Here is an 18,026-nt window from a genome sequence, read left to right on the forward strand (position 1 = left end):
GTCAGTCGGACCTGGTTCCGGTGGTGGTCCCGGATGCCTCGCGCGTACGCCGTCGGCGCACGGCCCAGAAGACACCGCTGCCGACGACGACGGTGACGCCGACACCGATCACCCCGGCGAGGCCGCCGGAGATCCGGGCGTTCTCGACGTCCTTGACCCCGTAGTCGGCGAGCGGGGAGTCGGCGGCGCCGTGCTCCTCGACCTTCTCGTCGATGCCCTGGTCCGCGGCGACCTTCTCCAGGCCGTCGGGGTCGGCCGACGCGTAGAAGGAGACGAAGCCCGCGAGGAGGAGTGCGGCGACCAGGCCGGCCGCCCAGACCTTCCGTGTGGAACGCGGGGCGGCCGGGGCGGGAGCGGCTGCCGGGGCGTCGACGAGTTCGCCGTCGACGCGGAGCTTGAGCGGGGCGGCGAGTCCGCGGGAGCCGTGGACGAGGTCGGGGCGGACCGCGAGGACGGCGCCGACGGTCAGCGCGGTGATCGCGGCCTCGCCGATGCCGATCAGGACGTGGACGCCGACCATCGCGGTGAGGACCTTGCCGAGGGGTACGTCGGTGGTTCCGCCGATCGCGTAGAGCAGGGTGAAGGCGACGGCGGCGGCCGGGACGGAGACCAGCGCGGCCACGAAGGCCGCGGCGGTCGTCGAGCGGCGGGTGCGGGGCAGCACGGAGGTCAGCCCGCGGAAGAGGCCGTACGCGACGACGACGGTGACGACGCCCATGACCGAGATGTTCACGCCGAGCGCGGTGAGGCCGCCGTCGGCGAAGAGGATCCCCTGCATCAGCAGGACGACGGCTATGCAGAGCACCCCGGTGTAGGGCCCGACCAGGATCGCCGCCAGAGCGCCGCCCAGGAGATGGCCGCTGGTACCGGCGGCGACCGGGAAGTTCAGCATCTGCACGGCGAAGACGAAGGCGGCGACGAGGCCGGCCAGCGGTGCGGTGCGCTCGTCCAGTTCACGCCGTGCACCCCGCAGACTGACCGCGACCGCACCCGCGGCGACGACTCCCGCGACGGCGGAGACGGGTGCATTGATGAATCCGTCGGGTACATGCATGGAGTGGCTCCGCTTCGGGGCGTTTCTGCGGGCGGGTCGGCAACCGCTCAATGATAGGGCCTTGTTGCGAACCTCTCGCAAGAGCGCAGACGACCCAACTACTTTCCTCTCTCAACGCGCCCAAATGGGAACATATGCGACATTGGATGAGGAGAGAAGTTCACACAGGAGGAGCCGGCCCATGTCCCTCGTGATCAGAGAACACGCCCGCGCCCGGCTCATCACGGACGGACCCGACCCGCGGCGGATCCCGGTGGAGCTGCGGTGCGACCCCGGGGACCCCCGGACCGTCCAGATCGGACTCCCCGGCGGCGTCGACTGGGCCTTCGGCCGCGACCTCCTGGAGAAGGGCCTGCGCTCCCCCGTCACCCGCGGCGACATACGGGTCTGGCCCTGCGGCCGGGCCCAGCTGATCCTGGAGCTGCACTCGGCGGACGGAGTGGCCGTGTTCCAGTTCGACAGGGCGCCGCTGATCCGCTTCCTGCGCCGCGTGCACGACCGGTTCGGCAGTAGCGCGGGGACCGGCGGCAGCAAGGGGACCGGCCGGGCCGCGAGCGGCGCGGGGACCGGCGGCAGAGACCGGACCAGGACGGATGCCGTCAGCGAGACCCCCGCCGGGGCGCCCGCGCCCGCCGCGTCCACCACGCGCACATGACGAGAGCCCCCGTGCCGCGTGCACGGGGGCCCTCTGCCGCTCCGGCCCCCCGTCCCCACAGGTAACCGGCGCACCGGGGCCGCGTTCCGCTCGGACGCGGCCCCGGAGTGTGTGCGGCTCGGAGCGAGCCGCGGGTCGGACGGTGCGGCTCGGAGCGAGCCGCGGGTCAGACGCGGCTCAGCTCTCGCTCCCCGCCCGCGGGGCCGCCGTCGGCGAGGTTCGCACGCAGGCCCTCACCCTCCACGTCCACGTTGGGCAGCACACGGTCGAGCCGGCGCGGCAGCCACCAGGCACGCTCGCCGAGCAGGGCGAGCACGGCGGGCACGATGGCCATCCGGACCACGAAGGCGTCGAAGAAGACCGCGATGGCCAGCGAGAAGCCGATCATCTTGATCATCGATTCGCTGGAGCCGATGAAGCCGGCGAAGACCGCGATCATGATCACCGCGGCGGCCGACACCACCCGGGCCCCGTGCCGGAAGCCGGTGACGACGGCCTGGCCGGGCGTCTCCCCGTGGACGTACGCCTCGCGCATCCGGGTGACCAGGAAGACCTCGTAGTCCATGGCGAGACCGAAGACCACGCCGACCATGAAGATCGGCATCATGCTCATGATCGGACCGGTCTGCTCGACCCCGAAGAGCGAGCCGAGCCAGCCCCACTGGAAGACCGCGACGACCGCGCCCAGGGCCGCGACGACCGAGAGCAGGAAGCCGAGGGCCGCCTTCAGCGGCACCAGCAGCGACCGGAAGACCACCATCAGGAGCAGGAAGGCCAGACCGACGACGAGCGCCAGGTAGGGCAGCAGCGCGTCGTTCATCTTCTCCGAGAAGTCGATGTTCATCGCGGTCGCACCGGTGACCAGCACGACGGCACCGGTCTCGCTCCTGACGTCCGCACCGGCGTCGCGGATCGCGTGGACGACGTCCTCCGTCTGGACGGAGCTCGGCCGGTCCTCGGGGATGACCGTGATGGTGGCGGCGTCGCCGGCCTTGTTGAAGGTCGCCGGGGTGACGGCCGCGACGTGGCCGATGCCCTCGATCTCCTGGGAGACCCGGTCGACGGCGGTCTTGCCGTCCGCGCTGCCCTTCGTGTCCACGACGACGAGCAGCGGACCGTTGAACCCGGGGCCGAAGCCGTCGGACAGCAGGTCGTACGCCTGGCGCTGCGTGGTGCTCTTCGGCTGGGAGCCGTCGTCCGGCAGTCCCATCTCCAGCGAGGCGGCCGGTACGGCGATGACACCGAGGCCGATGACTCCGGCCAGCAGCACCCACACCGGCTTGCGCAGGACGAACCGTGCCCAGCGGGTGCCCATGTTCGGCTTGGCGTCGGGCTTGTTCTCCGCCTCGGCGGCCTTGCGCGCCTTGCGCCCCATGACCCGCTTGCCCGCGAAGCCCAGCAGTGCGGGGACGAGGGTGAGCGCGATGAGGACGGCGATCGCGACCGTGCCCGCCGCCGCGGCGCCCATCTTCGTCAGCATCGGGATGTTGACGACGGCGAGCCCGACGAGTGCGATGACGACGGTCAGGCCGGCGAAGACGACCGCTGATCCGGCCGTGCCCACGGCCCGCCCGGCCGCTTCCTCGCGTTCCCGGCCCTCGGCCAGTTCGGCACGGTAGCGGGAGACGATGAAGAGCGCGTAGTCGATACCGACCGCGAGCCCGATCATCATCGCGAGCGTGGAGGTGGTGGAGCCCAGGTCGAGCACGTTGGCCAGGGCCGTGATCAGCGACACGCCGATCCCGACGCCGACGAGCGCGGTCAGCAGCGGCAGCCCCGCGGCGATCAGCGAACCGAAGGTGATGACCAGCACCACCGCGGCGACGGCGATCCCGATGACCTCGGTGGCACCGGTGTGCGGCATCACCTGGAGCGCGTCACCGCCGATCTCCACGGTCATGCCGCTGCTCCGAGCGGCCTCGCCCGCGTCCTCCAGCGCCTCCCGCGTCCCGTCGGTGAGCTCCATCGAGCTGACCTCGTAGGAGACGGAGATGTACGCCGTCGAGCCGTTCTCACTGACGGCGTTCGCCTTGAACGGGTCGGCCACGGAGGCGATCTGGTCGGAGCCGGACTTCAGCTCGGCCACGATCTTGCCGACCTCGGCCTTGTTGCCGGCGTCGGTCACCTTCTGCCCGTCGGGGGCCTTGAAGACGACCCGGGCGGTCGCGCCGTCGGCGCTGCCTCCGGGGAAGCGTTCCTCCAGCAGGTCGAAGGCCTTCTGGGCCTCGGTGCCGGGGATGGAGAAGGAGCTCGAGGTGGCGGTGGACGCGGACGCGGCGCCGAATCCGGCGAGTGCCAGCAGCGCCACCCAGACGAGGGCGACAAGGCGGCGGCGCCGGAACGTGAGCCGCCCGATTTTGTACAGGAATGTGGCCACGGAGGGGTACTCCCGGTCAGGTCGTGGAGTGGAAAAGGGCGTGAGGAACCAGCCCGACGACGAGAGCGGCGTGTCAGGTGGAGCGTCAGGGCATGGTGGAGCTCAGGGCGTGGTGGTGCTCAGGGACTGGTGGTGCTCAGGGCGTGGTGGTGCCCAGGGAGTGGTGGTACGAGAAACGGGGACGTCAGACGCCGAGGGCGGGGAACACCACGGCTTCCACGTATGCGGTGAGGAACGCCTGGTCGACCGGTCTTTCCTCGACCAGTTCCCGAGCGGCGAAGGCGCCGATCATCATGTGCGGTACATAGGGGAGCGCCGGATTGTCCGGACGCACCTCCCCCCGGTCCACGGCCCGCTGGAGCAGTGCTCCGAGACCGGTCATCTCCGGCTCGATCAGCAGCTCGCGCAGTGCCTGGAACAGATCGGGGTTGTTGTGGACGGCATGGCTCAGACCCCGCAGCAGTGCGGAGTTCTTCTCCATCTGGCAGTCGTCGGTACGCGTGAGCACGGCTTGGACGTCGCCGCGCAGCGAACCGGTGTCGATCTCGGCAAGGTGGACCGGCTTGTTGTTCCGGAGCGCCTTGACGACCAGCTCGGGCTTGCTCCCCCACTGGCGGTAGAGGGTGGCCTTGCTGGAACGAGTGCGGGCGGCAATGGCGTCCATGGTCAGGGCTTCGTAGCCGACCTCGCCGAGCAGGTCGAGCACAGCGGTGTACAGCTCGTTCTCACGTTCGGGCGTGAGTCGGGTGCGTGCCATGTGTCGACCTCCTGTTCTTGCGCCTGCTGGATCGTACGCCAGCGATCATCCACTCGACGATCAAGTGGGTGATCAACTAAACGAACGAAACTGTTTCGTACACTTTGAAGGTACCCCCTTCCCTCAGCGAAACGAAATAGTTTCGCTTGTGTCGTGCACCACAAGTTGCCGGAGGCCCTTCGCGCGGAAAGCATTGGAGGGTGAGTGACGACGTCGCGTATCTCCGTTTCCCGCACCTCCACGAGGACTTGCTCTGCTTCGCGGCCGAGGACGACCTCTGGGTCGCCCCCCTCGCCGAAGCGGGGCAGCGGCCCGGCCGTGCCTGGCGGGTGACCGTCGACCGGACCCGGGTCAGTCATCCGCGTTTCTCGCCCGACGGCAGCCGTATCGCCTACACGACCTGGCGCACGCTCGATCCAGAGATCCATCTGGCCCCCGTGGACGGGGGCCCCGCCCGCAGACTCACGTACTGGGGCTCGACCGACACCAGGGTCTGCGGGTGGAGCCCCGACCCCGGTGACAGCTCCCAGATCCTCGCCGTGTCCTCGCACGGCCAGCCGTTCTCGTACTTCTCGTGGGCCTACAACGTGCCCACCGACGGCAGCCCCGGCGGCAAGCTGCCCTGGGGCCCCGTCTCCGGCATCGCCGTCGCCGACATCGACGGGGAGCGGCGCACCCTGCTGCTCACGGGCACACCGCCGCACGAACCGTCGGCGTGGAAGCGCTACCGGGGCGGGGCGACCGGGCGGCTGTGGCTGCACGGCGAGCGGCTGCTCCCCGACATCGGCGGGCATCTGGAGGCGCCGATGTTCGTCGGACGGCGCATCGCCTTCCTCTCCGACCACGAGGGCGTCGGCAATCTGTACTCCTGCCTGATGGACGGCGGCGACCTGCGCCGCCACACCGACCACGACGCGTTCTACGCCCGGCACGCGTCCAGTGACGGCAGCAGGGTCGTCTACCAGTGCGCGGGCGATCTGTGGCTGGTCGACGACCTGGAGTCGCCGGACGCGGTACCGCGGAAGCTGGAGGTGCGGCTCGGTGGGCCGCGCACGGGCCGGCGCACCTACCAGGTGCCGGCCGCGAGCCATGTCGACTCGCTGTCCGTGGACGAGACGGGCCGGGCGAGCGCAGTCTCCGTGCGCGGCAGCCTGTACTGGCTGACGCACCGCGACGGGCCCGCCCGCACGATCACGGACACCCCCGGGGTGCGGGTCCGGCTGCCGGAGATGCTCGGCAGCAGCGGCAAGGTCGCCTACGTCACGGACGCGGACGGCGACGACGCGATCGAGATCGCCTATCTCCCCCGGGCCAGCGGCGACCGCGAGCCGCGCAGGCTGGCCATCGGGCAGCTGGGCCGGGTCCACGAGATCGTCTCGGACCCGGAGGGCGAGCGGCTGGCCGTCGCGTCGAACGACGGCCGTCTGCTGCTCCTGGACACCACGGACGAGGAGACCGCGGGCCTGGCCGGGCTCACAGCCCTGACCGACACCCCGGACCCGGGCGGTGCCGGAGAGCCGGCGGACACCCCGGACCCTGCCGGTGCCGGAGCACCGGTGGGGGCCCCCGACGTGGCGGGCGCCGCGACCGGGCCCGCTCCCGCCGCCCCCGCACCGGACGTGGTCACCGAGCTCATCCGCTCGCTCAACGGCCCCGTCCGCGACCTGGCGTTCTCGCCGGACGGAGCCTGGCTGACCTGGTCGCACCCGGGCATCGGCCGGTCGCTGCGGCAGATCAAGCTGGCCAGGATCACCGGCCCCGACGCCCCGGTGACAGTGGATGTCACCAACGGCCGTTTCGAGGACGAGAACCCCGTCTTCACCGGGGACGGCCGCTATCTCGCCTTCCTGTCCTGGCGCGGTTTCGACCCGGTGTACGACGTCCACACCGGCGACCTCTCCTTCCCGCTGGGCTGCCGCCCGTACCTCGTGCCGCTCTCCTCGGCCACCCCGTCGCCGTTCGCCCTGCTCCCGGACGGCAGGCCCGCGGCGGGCGGCCTGGACCCGGTGGACATCCCCGAAGGCACGGTCGAGGGGACGACGGTCACGGTGGAGTTCGAGGGCCTGGAGAGCCGGGTGACGCCGTTCCCCGTCTCCGCTTCCAAGTACTCGGCGCTGCAGCCCGTGAGCGGCGGCGGCCTCGTCTGGCTGCGCTGGCCGATCTCCGGCGCCCTGGGTGAGACGTTCGCGAACCCGGCGGACATGTCGGGCCGGCCGACCCTGGAGCACTTCAACATCGCCAAGGCCCGCAGGACCGAACTGGTCGACCACCTGGACTGGTTCGCGGTCAGCGGGGACCGGACCCGGCTGGTCGTCATGGACGACGGCGAACTGCGCGCCGTACCGTCCAACGAGCCCGGCGACAACGACTCGACGGTCTATCTCGACCTGCGCCGCATCCTGCACGACGTGGACCCGGCGGCCGAATGGCGTCAGGCGTACGGCGAGGCGGGGCGCATCATCCGGTCCTACTTCTGGGAACCGGACATGTGCGGCATCGACTGGGACGCCGTGCTCGACCAGTACCGGCCCCTGGTCGAACGGGTCGCCTCCCCCGACGAGTTCGCGGATCTCCTGCGCGAGGTCGTGGGCGAGCTGGGCACCTCCCACGCGTACGTCTCGCCCGCCCGCCGCAACGAGGGGCCGCCCCACTACCAGCGGGCGATCGGGCTGCTGGGCGCGAACCTCGTGTGCCGGGACGGCGACTGGACGGTGCGGCGGATCCTGCCCGGCGACTCCTCGGACTCCAAGGCCCGTTCACCGCTCGCCGGTACGGGCATCCGGGAGGGTGCGGTCCTCACCCATGTCGACGGCCGGCCGGTGGACCCGGTGACCGGCCCCTACCCGCTGCTGACGGCCGCGGGCGGCACCACGGTCGAGCTCACGTTCCGCCCGGCGGGCGGGGAGTGCGGCGGCCGGTCCCGCCGCATCGCGATCGTCCCCCTGGTCGACGAACGGCCGCTGCGCTACCAGGACTGGGTGGCCAAGCGCCGCGAGGTCGTACGGGACCTGAGCGGCGGCAGGTGCGGGTATCTGCACATCCCCGACATGGGCGGCTCGGGATGGGCCCAGTTCAACCGAGACCTGCGGCTGGAGGTGTCGCGTCCGGCCCTGATCGTGGACGTACGCGGCAACGCGGGCGGCCACATCAGCGAGCTGGTCGTCGAGAAGCTGACCCGCACGATCCTCGGCTGGGACCTGACGCGCAACGCGCAGCCGGTCTCGTACGCGTCCAACGCGCCCCGGGGCCCGGTGGTGGCCCTCGCGGACGAGGCGACGTCCTCCGACGGCGACATGATCACGGCCGCCTTCCGGCTGTTGAAGCTGGGGCCCGTGGTGGGCCAGCGCACCTGGGGCGGCGTGGTCGGCATGACCGGGCGTCACCGTCTCGGCGACGGGACGGTGATCACGGTGCCGATGAACGCGGCCTGGTTCGACACGTACGGCTGGTCCGTCGAGAACCACGGCGTCGAACCCGACGTGGAGGCGCTGCGAACTCCCCTGGACTGGGCGGAAGGCCGCCACGCGGTCCTCGACGACGCGGTGCGGGTGGCCCTGGCCCTCCTGACGGACCACCCTGCGGCCACGCCCCCCACCTACGCCACGGCCCCGGTCCTCCGCCGCCCCCCACTCCCCCCGAGGTGACCCGCCCCCAGCAGCCCGGGCAGCCCCCCGCCCCGCCCAACCCCGCAGGTGCGCACGGCGCTTGAGGGCATCGGCCCGCGGAGAAGGGGCGCACCCGGTCCTCCGGATGCGCCCCTCGCAGCGGCGCGGACGCGTCAGACGCTCCGCGCCGCCCGCCTCACGTCAACGCTCGAAACGCTCACGCGTACGGTCCGCCGCGTCCTGCGCCCGCTCCCGCACCCCGGACTGGTCCGAGCCGCGGTCCGACCGCTCGCCCGGGGCACCGGCGGGACGCTTCTGCGCCCCGTCCCGCCGGTCGGCCGGCTTCTTCTGCTTGGCCTGGTCGGCGAGCTCCTGCGCCTTGTCCTTGAACTGGTCTGCGATGCCCATGCTGTTCACTCCTATGTGGGTGCGTGGGGGGGCCCCGTAAGGGCCTCGCTCAGACTTACACACCCGGACATCAGCCGCATTTCGATCATTTACGCTGCGTGCGCGCCTCTTGATCCGCCGCACCACCGGCCCCCACGAGCCCTGTGCTCACACCCTCGAGCCGAGGCCCGAACCGCTCCATCTCCCGCTGCCCCACGGCCCTGATCAGCATCGGCAGACAGCCCCGGACCGACTGCATCCCGCGCAGCCACCACTGCGCGTACACGTGCGCGGACCGCCGCTCGATCCCGGCCACGATCCGGTCCACCGCCGGGCCCAGCGGATACGTACGGTTCGTCGGCCACGGCAGCCGCTGCCGCAACTCCCGCATGACGTCGTCCTCGTCGGCACCGCGCACCATGTCGGTGTCGGTCCAGGACAGGTAGCCGACCCCGACCTTCACCCCCCGGTAGCCGACCTCCGCGCGCAGGCTGTGCGCGAAGGCCTCCACACCGGACTTCGACGCGCAGTACGCGCTCATCATCGGCGCCGGGGTGATCGCGGCCAGCGACGCTATCTGGAGGAAGTATCCGCGGCTCTCCATGAGCACCGGCAGGAACGCCCGCCCCGTGACCGCGCCACCGATCAGGTTCACCTCGATGACCCGGCGCCACGCGACGGGATCGGAGTCCACGAACGGCCCGCCCGAGGCGACCCCCGCGTTGGCGACGACGATGTCGACCTTCCCGAAGCGCTCCTTGACCTCACGGGCGACCTGGGCCATCGCCTCGTGGTCGGTGACATCGGCGTACCAGTGGTCGCTCTCCGCGTGCAGCCGCTCGGACACCGCTTTCAGCTCGTCCGGTTCCAGACCGACGAGGGCCAGCTTGGCACCGCGTGCCGACAGCTTGCGGGCCAGCAGTTCGCCCACACCGCGTGCCGCGCCCGTGACGACGACGACCTGTCCTTCGAGACTCCGCCTGGTACTCATGCGACCTCCTCCTCGCTCACGGCCTGCGCCGCACTGTCCACAGTGACGTAGGCGGCCACCAGCTCACGAAGTTTCGCGGTGACCACCTCGGGTGCCTCGACGGGCGTCATGTGCCCCATGCCGGTCAGCTCGGTGAGTCCCAGGCTCCGGGGCAGTGCCGCCTCGACGGCCCGCGCGTGCACGGGCGGCGTCAGCCGGTCCTCCGTACCCGCGATGACCGCGGTCGGCAGCCGCAGCTCCCGCAGCCGCGCCTCGAGATCGAGCTCCCCGAGGACCTGGCCCCAGGCCATGCGTGCCTTGCGGGGACACGCGTGCACGATCCTGGCACAGGCGTCCACCCGCTCCGGGGACGAACCGCGGCCCATCGTGACGTACCTGAGAATCACCTTCGACATCCCCGTGACCGGCCCGAGCGGTGCCGGAGCACCGAGGATCTTCGCGGTCAGCCGCGTGCGGAGGGCGCCGGCCCGCATCGGCAGCACCAGGGACTCGGCGGTCAGCCGCGAACTGCCGGTGCTGCACAGCAGGACGGCCGCCCCGTGCTCGCGCACGGCGGCCCGGCCGGCCGCCGCCATCAGCGTCATCCCTCCCATGGAGTGGCCGCCGAGCACCGCCTTCTGCCCCGGTGCGAGCGTGGCCCTCAGTACGGCTTCCAGGTCGTCGGCCAGCGCCCGCGTGCTGTATCCGCCCGGACCCGGCTCCGGGGTGCGGCCGTGCCCCCGCTGGTCGTAGACGACGACCCGGTGGTCCACCGCGAGGTCGCGCACCTGAGCGGCCCAGAAGTGGGTGTTGCAGGTCCAGCCGTGCGCCAGGACCACGGCGGGGGCGTCGTCGGGCCCGTGCAGCTCGACGTGGAGGGACGACCCGTCGGCGGAGAGGGCGGTCAGTTCGCGGACGGGCACGGGCGGCGCGTCCGTGCGGTGCAGCAGCCGGCTCATCGGACAGCCTCCTCGGTGACGGGCTTCTGGTCGGCGCTGGGGGCGGGTGGCCGGACGACCTCGTACTCCCCGAGGTCGACGGTGCGTGTGGCCCGCCGGAATTCGGCCGTGGTCCCCGGCCAGACCGTGGTGTTGCGCCCGTCGGCGTCCAGGTACCAGCTGGTGCAGCCGCCGGTGTTCCAGACGGTGCGCTTCATCCGCTCCTGGACGCGCCGGTTCCAGGCGCCGACGGCGGAGGTCCGCGCGCCGAGTGCCGCGCGCCCGCCCAGGACGTCCAGCTGGCGCAGGTAGTCGGCCATGTAGTTCAGCTGGGACTCGATCATCAGGATCATCGAGGAGTTGCCGAGCCCGGTGTTGGGGCCGATGACCGTCATCCAGTTGGGGTAGCCGGCCGCCGTCGCGCCCCGCAGCGCCTGCATGCCGTCCTTCCAGGACTCGGCGAGCGTGATGCCCTCCGCGCCGATGACCCGGTCCGCGATCGGCATGTCCGTCACGTGGAAGCCGGTGCCGAGGACGATCACGTCGGCCTCGGTCTCCGTGCCGTCCGAGGCGACCAGGGTGGAGCCCCGCACCTCGGCGAGACCGGAGGAGATCACGTCCACGTTCGGCCGGGCCAGCGCCGGATAGTAGGCGTTCGAGAGCAGGATGCGCTTGCAGCCGATGCGGTACGAGGGGGTCAGCCTGGCCCGCAGTTCCGGGTCCTTGACCGCCCGGGCCATGTTGGCCCGGGCTATCCGCTCGACGATGCCCAGCTGGTCGGGATGCTTGGTGAAGGCGCCGACCTGCAGCTCCCGGATGCCCCAGAGCAGTCCGCGGCGCGCGGTCCCGGTGAACGGAAGCGTGCGGTGCAGCCATTTCTCCGCCCCGCTGATGGCCCGGTCCATGCGCGGCATCACCCAGGGGGGCGTCCGCTGGAACAGCGTGAGCGCGGCCACGTGGGGCTGGATCTCCGGCACGATCTGGATGGCGGATGCACCGGTGCCGATGACGGCGACGCGCTGACCGGTCAGGTCGTGGTCGTGGTCCCACTGCGCCGAGTGGAAGACCTTGCCGGGGAAGTCGGCGAGCCCGGGTATGTCCGGAAGCTTCGGGTCGGAGAGCGGGCCGGTCGCGGAGACGACGACGTCGGCGGTGACCGTGGTGCCGTTCGCCGACTCGATCACCCAGTACAGCCGGTCGTTGTCCCAGCGCATGACCGTGACCTCGTGGTCGAACCTGAGGTGCGGGCGCAGCCCGAAGGTGTCGGCCACGTGCTCCAGGTAGGCCCTGATGTGCTCCTGCCCCGAGAAGGTGCGCGGCCAGTCGGGGTTGGGCGCGAACGAGAAGGAGTAGAGGTGGGACGGTACGTCGCAGGCACAGCCCGGATAGCTGTTGTCGCGCCAGGTGCCACCGACGGATCCGGCCCGCTCGAGAACCAGGAAGTCGGTGATGCCCTCGCGGCGCAACCGGACCGCGGCTCCGAGGCCCCCGAATCCGGATCCGATCACCGCCACTCGTACATGCTCGTGCTGGGCCATGCTGCCGCCTCCCCGCGGTACGTACGCGACTCTGCCAGCAATCACTGGCGTTGTTGGGAGGGTAGAGCAGCTCCGTACTGATGGGTAGGGGGCGGGGCAAGGAAAGTTACCGGCGGTACAACATAGGGTGCGGGTGTGGCTGAAGGACGCGAGCACCGCGAATACCGCATGGAGGAGCTGGCCCGCGAGGCCGGCATCACCGTGCGCACCCTGCGCTTCTACCGGGAGCGCGGGCTGATCCAGCCGCCTCGCCGCGAGGGCCGTATCGCCTGGTACGACGACCACCACCTCGCCCGGCTGCGCACCATCACGGGCCTACTGGACCGCGGCCACACCCTCAACGGCATCGCCGACCTGGCCGCCACCTTCGACAGCGGCCGCGACGTCGCCGAGGTGCTGGGCCTCGGCGAGCCGACCGAGGAGACCCCGGTCCGGCTCACCCCCGAGAAGCTCGCCGACTACTTCGCGGACGAGGCCACGGCGGAGAACCTCTCCGCCGCCCTCGACCTGGGCTATCTCGCCACCGACGGCGACGAGATCGTCCACATCAGCCGCCGCCTGCTGGAGGTGTCGGCGGAGCTCGTGCGGGAAGGGGTGCCGCTCTCCGCGGTGCTCTCCTCCGGCCGCCTGGTCCGCGAGCACGCCGACGCCCTCGCCGCCCACTTCGTCCGCGTGCTGCGCACCCACGCGGCGGACACCGATCCGGACCAGCTGCGCACGCTCGCCCACGCGGTGGTGGACGCGGAGCTGTCCATGGCCCTGGACCGGCAGCTGCGCGACGACGACGCACCCCGCCCCGCGCCCGACCTCCGCGGACAGGACACCTAACGCTCGTACGTGACCGTCACGGGTGCGTGGTCGCTCCACCGCTCGCCGTGCGTGGCGGCGCGCTCCACCCACGCCTTGACCGCCCGGCCGGCGAGTCCGGGCGTCGCCACCTGGTAGTCGATGCGCCAGCCCGCGTCGTTGTCGAAGGCCCGCCCGCGGTAGGACCACCAGGAGTACGGCCCCTCCTCGTCCGGGTGCAGGGCGCGGACGACGTCCACGTACGCGGCCTCGTCGAAGACCCGGGTCAGCCACTCCCGCTCCTCGGGGAGGAAGCCCGAGTTCTTCTTGTTGGCCTTCCAGTTCTTGAGGTCGGCCTCCCGGTGGGCGATGTTCCAGTCGCCGCAGACCACGACCTCGCGCCCCTCGGCGGCGGCCCGGCCCTTCAGCCCCTGGAGATAGGGGAGGAAGGCCGCCATGAAGCGCTCCTTCTCCTCCTGCTTCTCGGTGCCGACCTCACCGGAGGGCAGATACAGGCTGGCGATCGTCACGCCGGGCAGGTCCACCTCGACGTAGCGGCCGGAGGCGTCGAACTCCTCGCTCCCCGGCACCCCGAACCCGCCGAAACCGACCTGGACGCGCTCCGGCGCCTGCCGCGTGAAGACGGCGACTCCCGCGCGCCCCTTGGCCGCGGCCGGGGCGTACACGACGTGCCACCCCTCGGGCTCACGCAGCTCTTCGGGGAGCTGCTGCGCTTCGGCACGGACCTCCTGGAGACAGACCGCGTCGGCCTCGGTCCGCCCCAGCCACTCGCCGAAACCCTTCTTCGCGGCGGCACGGAGCCCGTTCACATTTACCGTGGTGACAGTCAGCATCCCCGTAGGGTACCGAGGCACACTAGTGCATAGCTGTACCATGACTCGCATGAATATCCAGCCTCGGTCGTTCGACCACCCTGACGCCGTGAAACTCAACGACCAGGTGCAGCTCGAATACGCCGAGCGCTACGGCGACGAGGGCGATGTCACACCGCTCGACCCCACCATGTTCGATCCGCCGCGCGGGCTGTACCTGCTCGCCTACGACGACCGGGACGAGCCCGTGGCCACCGGCGGCTGGCGCACCCAGGACCGGAACCCCGAGGGCTACTCGGACGGCGACGCCGAGATCAAGCGGATGTTCGTCATACCCGCAGGACGCGGCCATGGCCTGGCCCGGCGCATCCTCGCCGCCCTGGAGGCCGACGCCCGGGCCGCGGGACGCACCCGCATGGTCCTGGAGACCGGCGACAAGCAGCCCGAGGCGATCGCCCTGTACACCTCCAGCGGCTACACGCCCTGCGCGAAGTTCGGCCACTACCGCCTGTACGAGAGCAGCATCTGCATGGCCAAGCCGCTGGGGCGGCCTTCCTAGGGAACCCGTGCCACACCCACGTAGAACCCGCTCCGCTCGTACACCGGCGCGGACTCGTCCCGGTGCCACTCGGTCGCCGACACCAGCCCCGGCGCGACGAGCTCCAGCCCGTCGAAGAACGGCTCGACCTCGCTGCGCGTACGCATCCGCAGCGCGATGGCCCCCTTCCTGTACGCGGACTCGGTCTCCTGCCGGAGCTCCGGGTGCTGGTCCGCCGTCCCGTGCGAGAGGACCAGATAGCTTCCCGAGGGCAGCGTTGCGACCAGTCGGCGAGCGATGCCGTACGGGTCCTGGTCGTCGGGCAGGAAGTGCATCAGCGCGATGAGCGACAGGGCCACGGGCCGGCCGAAGTCCAGGAACTCCGCCGCCCGTTCGAGGATCGTCTCCGGTCGCCGGACATCCGCGTGGATGTAGTCGGTCGCCCCCTCGGGGCTGCTGATCAGCAGCGCTTCGGCGTGACGCAGGACGATGGGGTCGTTGTCCGCGTAGACCACACGGGATCGGGGCGTGACGGCCTGGACGATCTGATGGAGATTCGGCGCGGTGGGGATGCCGGTGCCGATGTCCAGGAACTGGTCGACTCCCTCCCGCGCCAGCCAGGCGGACGCCCGGTGCATGAACGCCCGGTTCCGCGCCGCGTTGGCGCGCGCTTCGGCAGGCAGCTTCTCCCCGACCTCCTGGTCGACCGGATAGTTGTCCTTGCCGCCCAGGAGCCAGTCGTAGACACGCGCCGGATGGGGCTTGCTGGTGTCGATGCGGGAGGTGGGTATACCGGCAGTCACAGGACGCCCTCCGTACGGACCCGAACAGTCAACCACGCATCCGGCCTGCACACACCTCAACTGCGTTCGTCGCAGGGGCGGATGAGCGAGGACGCCCCAGGTTACCGGGTGGTCGCCCCGGCGCGCGCAGCCCTTTCGCGCAGAAGACGACCTGATCCCGGCCCGGACGGTCGTACCCGGCTGCCCCGGTCCGGGGTCATGTCAGCGTGCGTATCCGGCCCGGTCCTGGGGCGGGACCTCCGTCGGCGACCGTCCGAGGCCGCTGCGGCCGCAGGACGACCTCGCTGCCGATCGGGATGAAGCCGCAGGCCAGAAACGCGCGGAGCGAGCGGGCGTTGCCGGGGGCCACGGCGGCGAAGACCGGCTCGCCCTCCGGTACGAGGGAGAGGGCGTCGGCGAGGAGTCCGCGCCCGTGGCCTCGGCCGGCGTGGTGGGGAGCGTGGAGTTCGATGCCCAGCTCGCGTCGCCCGGCCAGGCCGTGGGCCAGGGTGACCAGTCCCCGCTCGTCGCCGTGGACCGTGACGTCGGCCCGCAGTGCGCGGGCGTACAGGACGCGCGGGTGGCCGGCCCCCTCGTCCGCCAGCCCGGCCAGACGCGGGGTGCCGCCGGTGCCGCGGGCCGTGAGGGTGACGTCGGTGACGCCGATCAACCCGCCGGGGCCGGCGAGGTGGCGGAGGAAGTCGGGCGCCAGGGAGCCACCGAAGCCGTCGGCCGCACGGGCGTGCACATCAGCGGCGGCCAGGCAGGTGGCAATGACCGCGTGCCCCGTGAAGGCGACGGAGCACTCGAGGCCTCCGGGCAGCGGCGGCAGCACCGTCACGCCGCCGTCGCACGGGGGAAGCGGCCGTCGGCGGCGTCGGTGAAAGCGGCCAGGAGCGGGTGCGGCTCAGTCACTGGCGGGTACGTACGTGGCGAGGAAGTCCAGCAGGGCGGCATTGAAGCGTCCGGGCTGTTCGACGCCGGGCAGATGGCCCGCCCCCTCGATGACGGTCATCACCGCGTGGGGGACGAGCCGGTGGATCGCCTCGGCGTCCGCGACAGGGGTGTAGGCGTCGTCCGCGCCGACGACGATCCATACCGGCACCCGGACGTCCGCCAACGTGGCCCGGTAGTCGGGGCGTTCGGCCCGGCCTCGCAGTGCTGCTGCGGCGCCGCGGGGATCGGTGGCCCGCATCATGCCCAGGACGCGTGCGGCGACGTCCGGCATGGCCTCGACGTTGTAGGCGGCGAGCATCTTGGCGATCACCTCACCCGCGTAGCCGTCCATGCCCTCGGCGAGCAGCCTGTCGGCCAGGCGGTTGCGGAACTGCCTGCCCTCCTCGGTCTCCGCGGGAGCGGAGGTGTCGGACAGGATGAGGCCGCGCACCAGCTGCGGGTGACGCCGCTGGAACTCCATGGTGATCTGCCCTCCCATGGAAACGCCGCCGACCACCGCCTCGTCGATGCCCAGGTGGCCGAGGAGCGCGGCGAGGTCGTCGGCGAAATCGGAGAGGAAGACCTTTCCCGGGGTGACACCGCTGCGGCCGTACCCGCGCAGATCGGGGGTGACGACCCGGTGTCCGGTCTCGGTGAGCGCCGCGACCTGCGGCGCCCACAGGGTGCGGTCGAAGGGGTGGCCGTGGATCAGGAGAACCGGCGGACCGGCCGAAGGCCCGGAGTCGTCGTAGCCGATCGTGACGCCGCGCAGGTCGATGGCATTCATGCCGGGCACCCTAGCCCCGTGATCGGCAGGCGCACACAGGGATTCCGGCTGCGGATCGGGCCGCCCCTCCGGCACGCGCGGCAGGGGCAACCGCACGTGGCGTCGGTTGGCCGGGCATGCCCCTGTGAGAGCCATCCACCGCGGAATGCGCTTCAGTCCGTGGACACGGGCACTGCGGGCACTGCGGGAAAGGCTCACTGCCCGCCGAGTCCGATCAGAGCGGAGACGTACAGGCTGCCGGACACCGTGGTGAGCAGGAAGGCGAGAACCGTGTGGACGACGAGCCCCCGCCCCGGGGCAGGATCCAGGTGTGCCCGGGCCGCACGGCTCACCCGAGGCACGTGGGCACCCCGCGCGGCGTTCGCGTCCGCCTTCTCGATCGCTCGGCGCAGCTTGCCGACGCTTCTGTCGGTCGTGAGTCCCAAGCGCGTGCCGTGAATGTCGCGCACCACCACGGTGCGGTGGGCACCGCCGTACGAGAAGGTTGTCAGGAGCCGGACCGTGCTGATCCGATTCAGGTCGACGGACCGTTCGCCGGTCAGGGTGCGCGCGATCAGGCGCGAGGACGAGTGCCGGTACGGTGCCCGCTCCTCACAGAGTGCGGGGAGGAGCAGGAAGCCGGCGATCACGGTCAGTAGACCGAGCACGATCGGTGCGCCTTCGGGAACCGCCCCCGCCCGGGCCAGTCCGTAGCCGCCGAAGGGCAGGAGCAGGACCGCCACGACCAGCCCCGTTCCCATGCGCGCACGGGCCGCACTGCGGGCGATGATCGTTTCCACTGACGTCTCCCTTCTCCGGTGGGCACCATCATGCTGCGCGGCAGATCTCGCCGCATTGCCGGTGCCCGGCAGTCTTCGGCACGGGATACGTCGAGGGACAGCCCTACGATCAGGGGGACTTGGTATGGGGACCGTTCGAGATCGCGCCTGACCAGCAGTCACCACCCAAGTGTGCGGTCGAGCCGGACCGCTGCAGATCACCTGGGTTGCGCCAGGGGGTGCCAGGGTCGCGACGGGTGGCGGACGCGGTCAGGTCGTGTGGCTTCCGGCAGTGCGTCCGAGGGAAAGATCCACCCAGATCAGG

Annotated in this window: 16 protein-coding genes; 4 read left to right on the plus strand and 12 right to left on the minus strand. The window is 71.4% G+C overall.

The window, feature by feature from the left end; translation table 11 throughout:
* Position 1 precedes the first annotated feature (1 nt).
* A complete protein-coding gene (locus OG927_RS13680) occupies positions 2 to 1,054 on the minus strand; it encodes an energy-coupling factor ABC transporter permease (RefSeq protein ID WP_209470322.1) in 1,053 nt (350 codons plus the stop codon).
* Between the two features lie 181 nt (positions 1,055 to 1,235).
* On the opposite strand from OG927_RS13680, the gene OG927_RS13685 reads away from it, so the two are divergent.
* Positions 1,236 to 1,709: an SsgA family sporulation/cell division regulator gene (locus OG927_RS13685; protein WP_330320226.1), complete on the plus strand. Its 474-nt coding sequence runs from the start codon at positions 1,236 to 1,238 to the stop codon at positions 1,707 to 1,709.
* A 166-nt stretch (positions 1,710 to 1,875) separates the two neighbouring features.
* Here OG927_RS13685 and OG927_RS13690 read toward each other — a convergent pair whose 3' ends face one another.
* Both OG927_RS13690 and OG927_RS13695 read right to left on the minus strand, forming a co-directional pair.
* Entirely contained in the window at positions 1,876 to 4,086 is a 2,211-nt protein-coding gene (locus OG927_RS13690; protein WP_330320227.1) for an MMPL family transporter, read from the minus strand.
* A 184-nt stretch (positions 4,087 to 4,270) separates the two neighbouring features.
* A complete protein-coding gene (locus OG927_RS13695; protein WP_056799246.1) occupies positions 4,271 to 4,843 on the minus strand; it encodes a TetR/AcrR family transcriptional regulator in 573 nt (190 codons plus the stop codon).
* A 200-nt stretch (positions 4,844 to 5,043) separates the two neighbouring features.
* On the opposite strand from OG927_RS13695, the gene OG927_RS13700 reads away from it, so the two are divergent.
* The gene (locus OG927_RS13700; RefSeq protein WP_330320228.1) at positions 5,044 to 8,487 is read left to right on the plus strand and encodes a S41 family peptidase; all 3,444 of its coding nucleotides are present in this window, start codon (positions 5,044 to 5,046) and stop codon (positions 8,485 to 8,487) included.
* Between the two features lie 162 nt (positions 8,488 to 8,649).
* On the opposite strand, the gene OG927_RS13705 is transcribed toward OG927_RS13700, so the two are convergent.
* From OG927_RS13705 to OG927_RS13720, 4 genes are all read right to left on the minus strand, one after another.
* The gene (locus OG927_RS13705) at positions 8,650 to 8,856 is read right to left on the minus strand and encodes a hypothetical protein (RefSeq protein WP_056799251.1); all 207 of its coding nucleotides are present in this window, start codon (positions 8,854 to 8,856) and stop codon (positions 8,650 to 8,652) included.
* Between the two features lie 85 nt (positions 8,857 to 8,941).
* Positions 8,942 to 9,826 (minus strand): SDR family oxidoreductase, encoded by an 885-nt coding sequence (locus OG927_RS13710; protein ID WP_056799253.1) that lies wholly within the window; start codon positions 9,824 to 9,826, stop codon positions 8,942 to 8,944.
* Positions 9,823 to 10,764 (minus strand): alpha/beta fold hydrolase, encoded by a 942-nt coding sequence (locus OG927_RS13715; RefSeq protein ID WP_056799255.1) that lies wholly within the window; start codon positions 10,762 to 10,764, stop codon positions 9,823 to 9,825. Before OG927_RS13715 ends, OG927_RS13710 begins: the two co-directional genes overlap by 4 nt.
* Entirely contained in the window at positions 10,761 to 12,281 is a 1,521-nt protein-coding gene (locus tag OG927_RS13720; RefSeq protein ID WP_330320229.1) for a flavin-containing monooxygenase, read from the minus strand. The genes OG927_RS13715 and OG927_RS13720 overlap by 4 nt, the downstream gene beginning before the upstream one ends.
* 168 nt (positions 12,282 to 12,449) lie before the next feature.
* Here OG927_RS13720 and OG927_RS13725 point away from each other — a divergent pair, with 168 nt between their 5' ends.
* Positions 12,450 to 13,109, plus strand: coding sequence for a MerR family transcriptional regulator (locus OG927_RS13725; protein ID WP_056799259.1), 660 nt, complete (start codon positions 12,450 to 12,452; stop codon positions 13,107 to 13,109).
* On the opposite strand, the gene OG927_RS13730 is transcribed toward OG927_RS13725, so the two are convergent.
* Positions 13,106 to 13,921 (minus strand): exodeoxyribonuclease III, encoded by an 816-nt coding sequence (locus tag OG927_RS13730; RefSeq protein ID WP_056799262.1) that lies wholly within the window; start codon positions 13,919 to 13,921, stop codon positions 13,106 to 13,108. The two genes, OG927_RS13725 and OG927_RS13730, sit on opposite strands and share 4 nt — an antisense overlap.
* Positions 13,922 to 13,970: 49 nt before the next feature.
* Here OG927_RS13730 and OG927_RS13735 point away from each other — a divergent pair, with 49 nt between their 5' ends.
* Entirely contained in the window at positions 13,971 to 14,459 is a 489-nt protein-coding gene (locus OG927_RS13735) for a GNAT family N-acetyltransferase (RefSeq protein ID WP_056799264.1), read from the plus strand.
* Here OG927_RS13735 and OG927_RS13740 read toward each other — a convergent pair.
* The 4 genes from OG927_RS13740 to OG927_RS13755 all read right to left on the minus strand — a co-directional run bounded on the left by OG927_RS13740 (position 14,456) and on the right by OG927_RS13755 (position 17,722).
* On the minus strand, positions 14,456 to 15,241 hold the full coding sequence (locus OG927_RS13740) for an SAM-dependent methyltransferase (protein WP_330320230.1): 786 nt from the start codon (positions 15,239 to 15,241) through the stop codon (positions 14,456 to 14,458). The genes OG927_RS13735 and OG927_RS13740 overlap by 4 nt on opposite strands.
* Positions 15,242 to 15,437: 196 nt before the next feature.
* Positions 15,438 to 16,061 (minus strand): GNAT family N-acetyltransferase, encoded by a 624-nt coding sequence (locus tag OG927_RS13745; RefSeq protein WP_330320231.1) that lies wholly within the window; start codon positions 16,059 to 16,061, stop codon positions 15,438 to 15,440.
* Positions 16,062 to 16,127: 66 nt separating this feature from the next.
* Positions 16,128 to 16,943 (minus strand): alpha/beta fold hydrolase, encoded by an 816-nt coding sequence (locus tag OG927_RS13750; protein ID WP_056799273.1) that lies wholly within the window; start codon positions 16,941 to 16,943, stop codon positions 16,128 to 16,130.
* A 194-nt stretch (positions 16,944 to 17,137) separates the two neighbouring features.
* Positions 17,138 to 17,722 carry a hypothetical protein gene (locus OG927_RS13755; RefSeq protein WP_330320232.1) on the minus strand — a complete coding sequence of 195 codons (585 nt, stop codon included), beginning with the start codon at positions 17,720 to 17,722 and terminating at the stop codon, positions 17,138 to 17,140.
* Positions 17,723 to 18,026: the final 304 nt, after the last annotated feature.

This window comes from Streptomyces clavifer (genome assembly GCF_036345975.1).
Lineage (GTDB): Bacteria > Actinomycetota > Actinomycetes > Streptomycetales > Streptomycetaceae > Streptomyces > Streptomyces clavifer.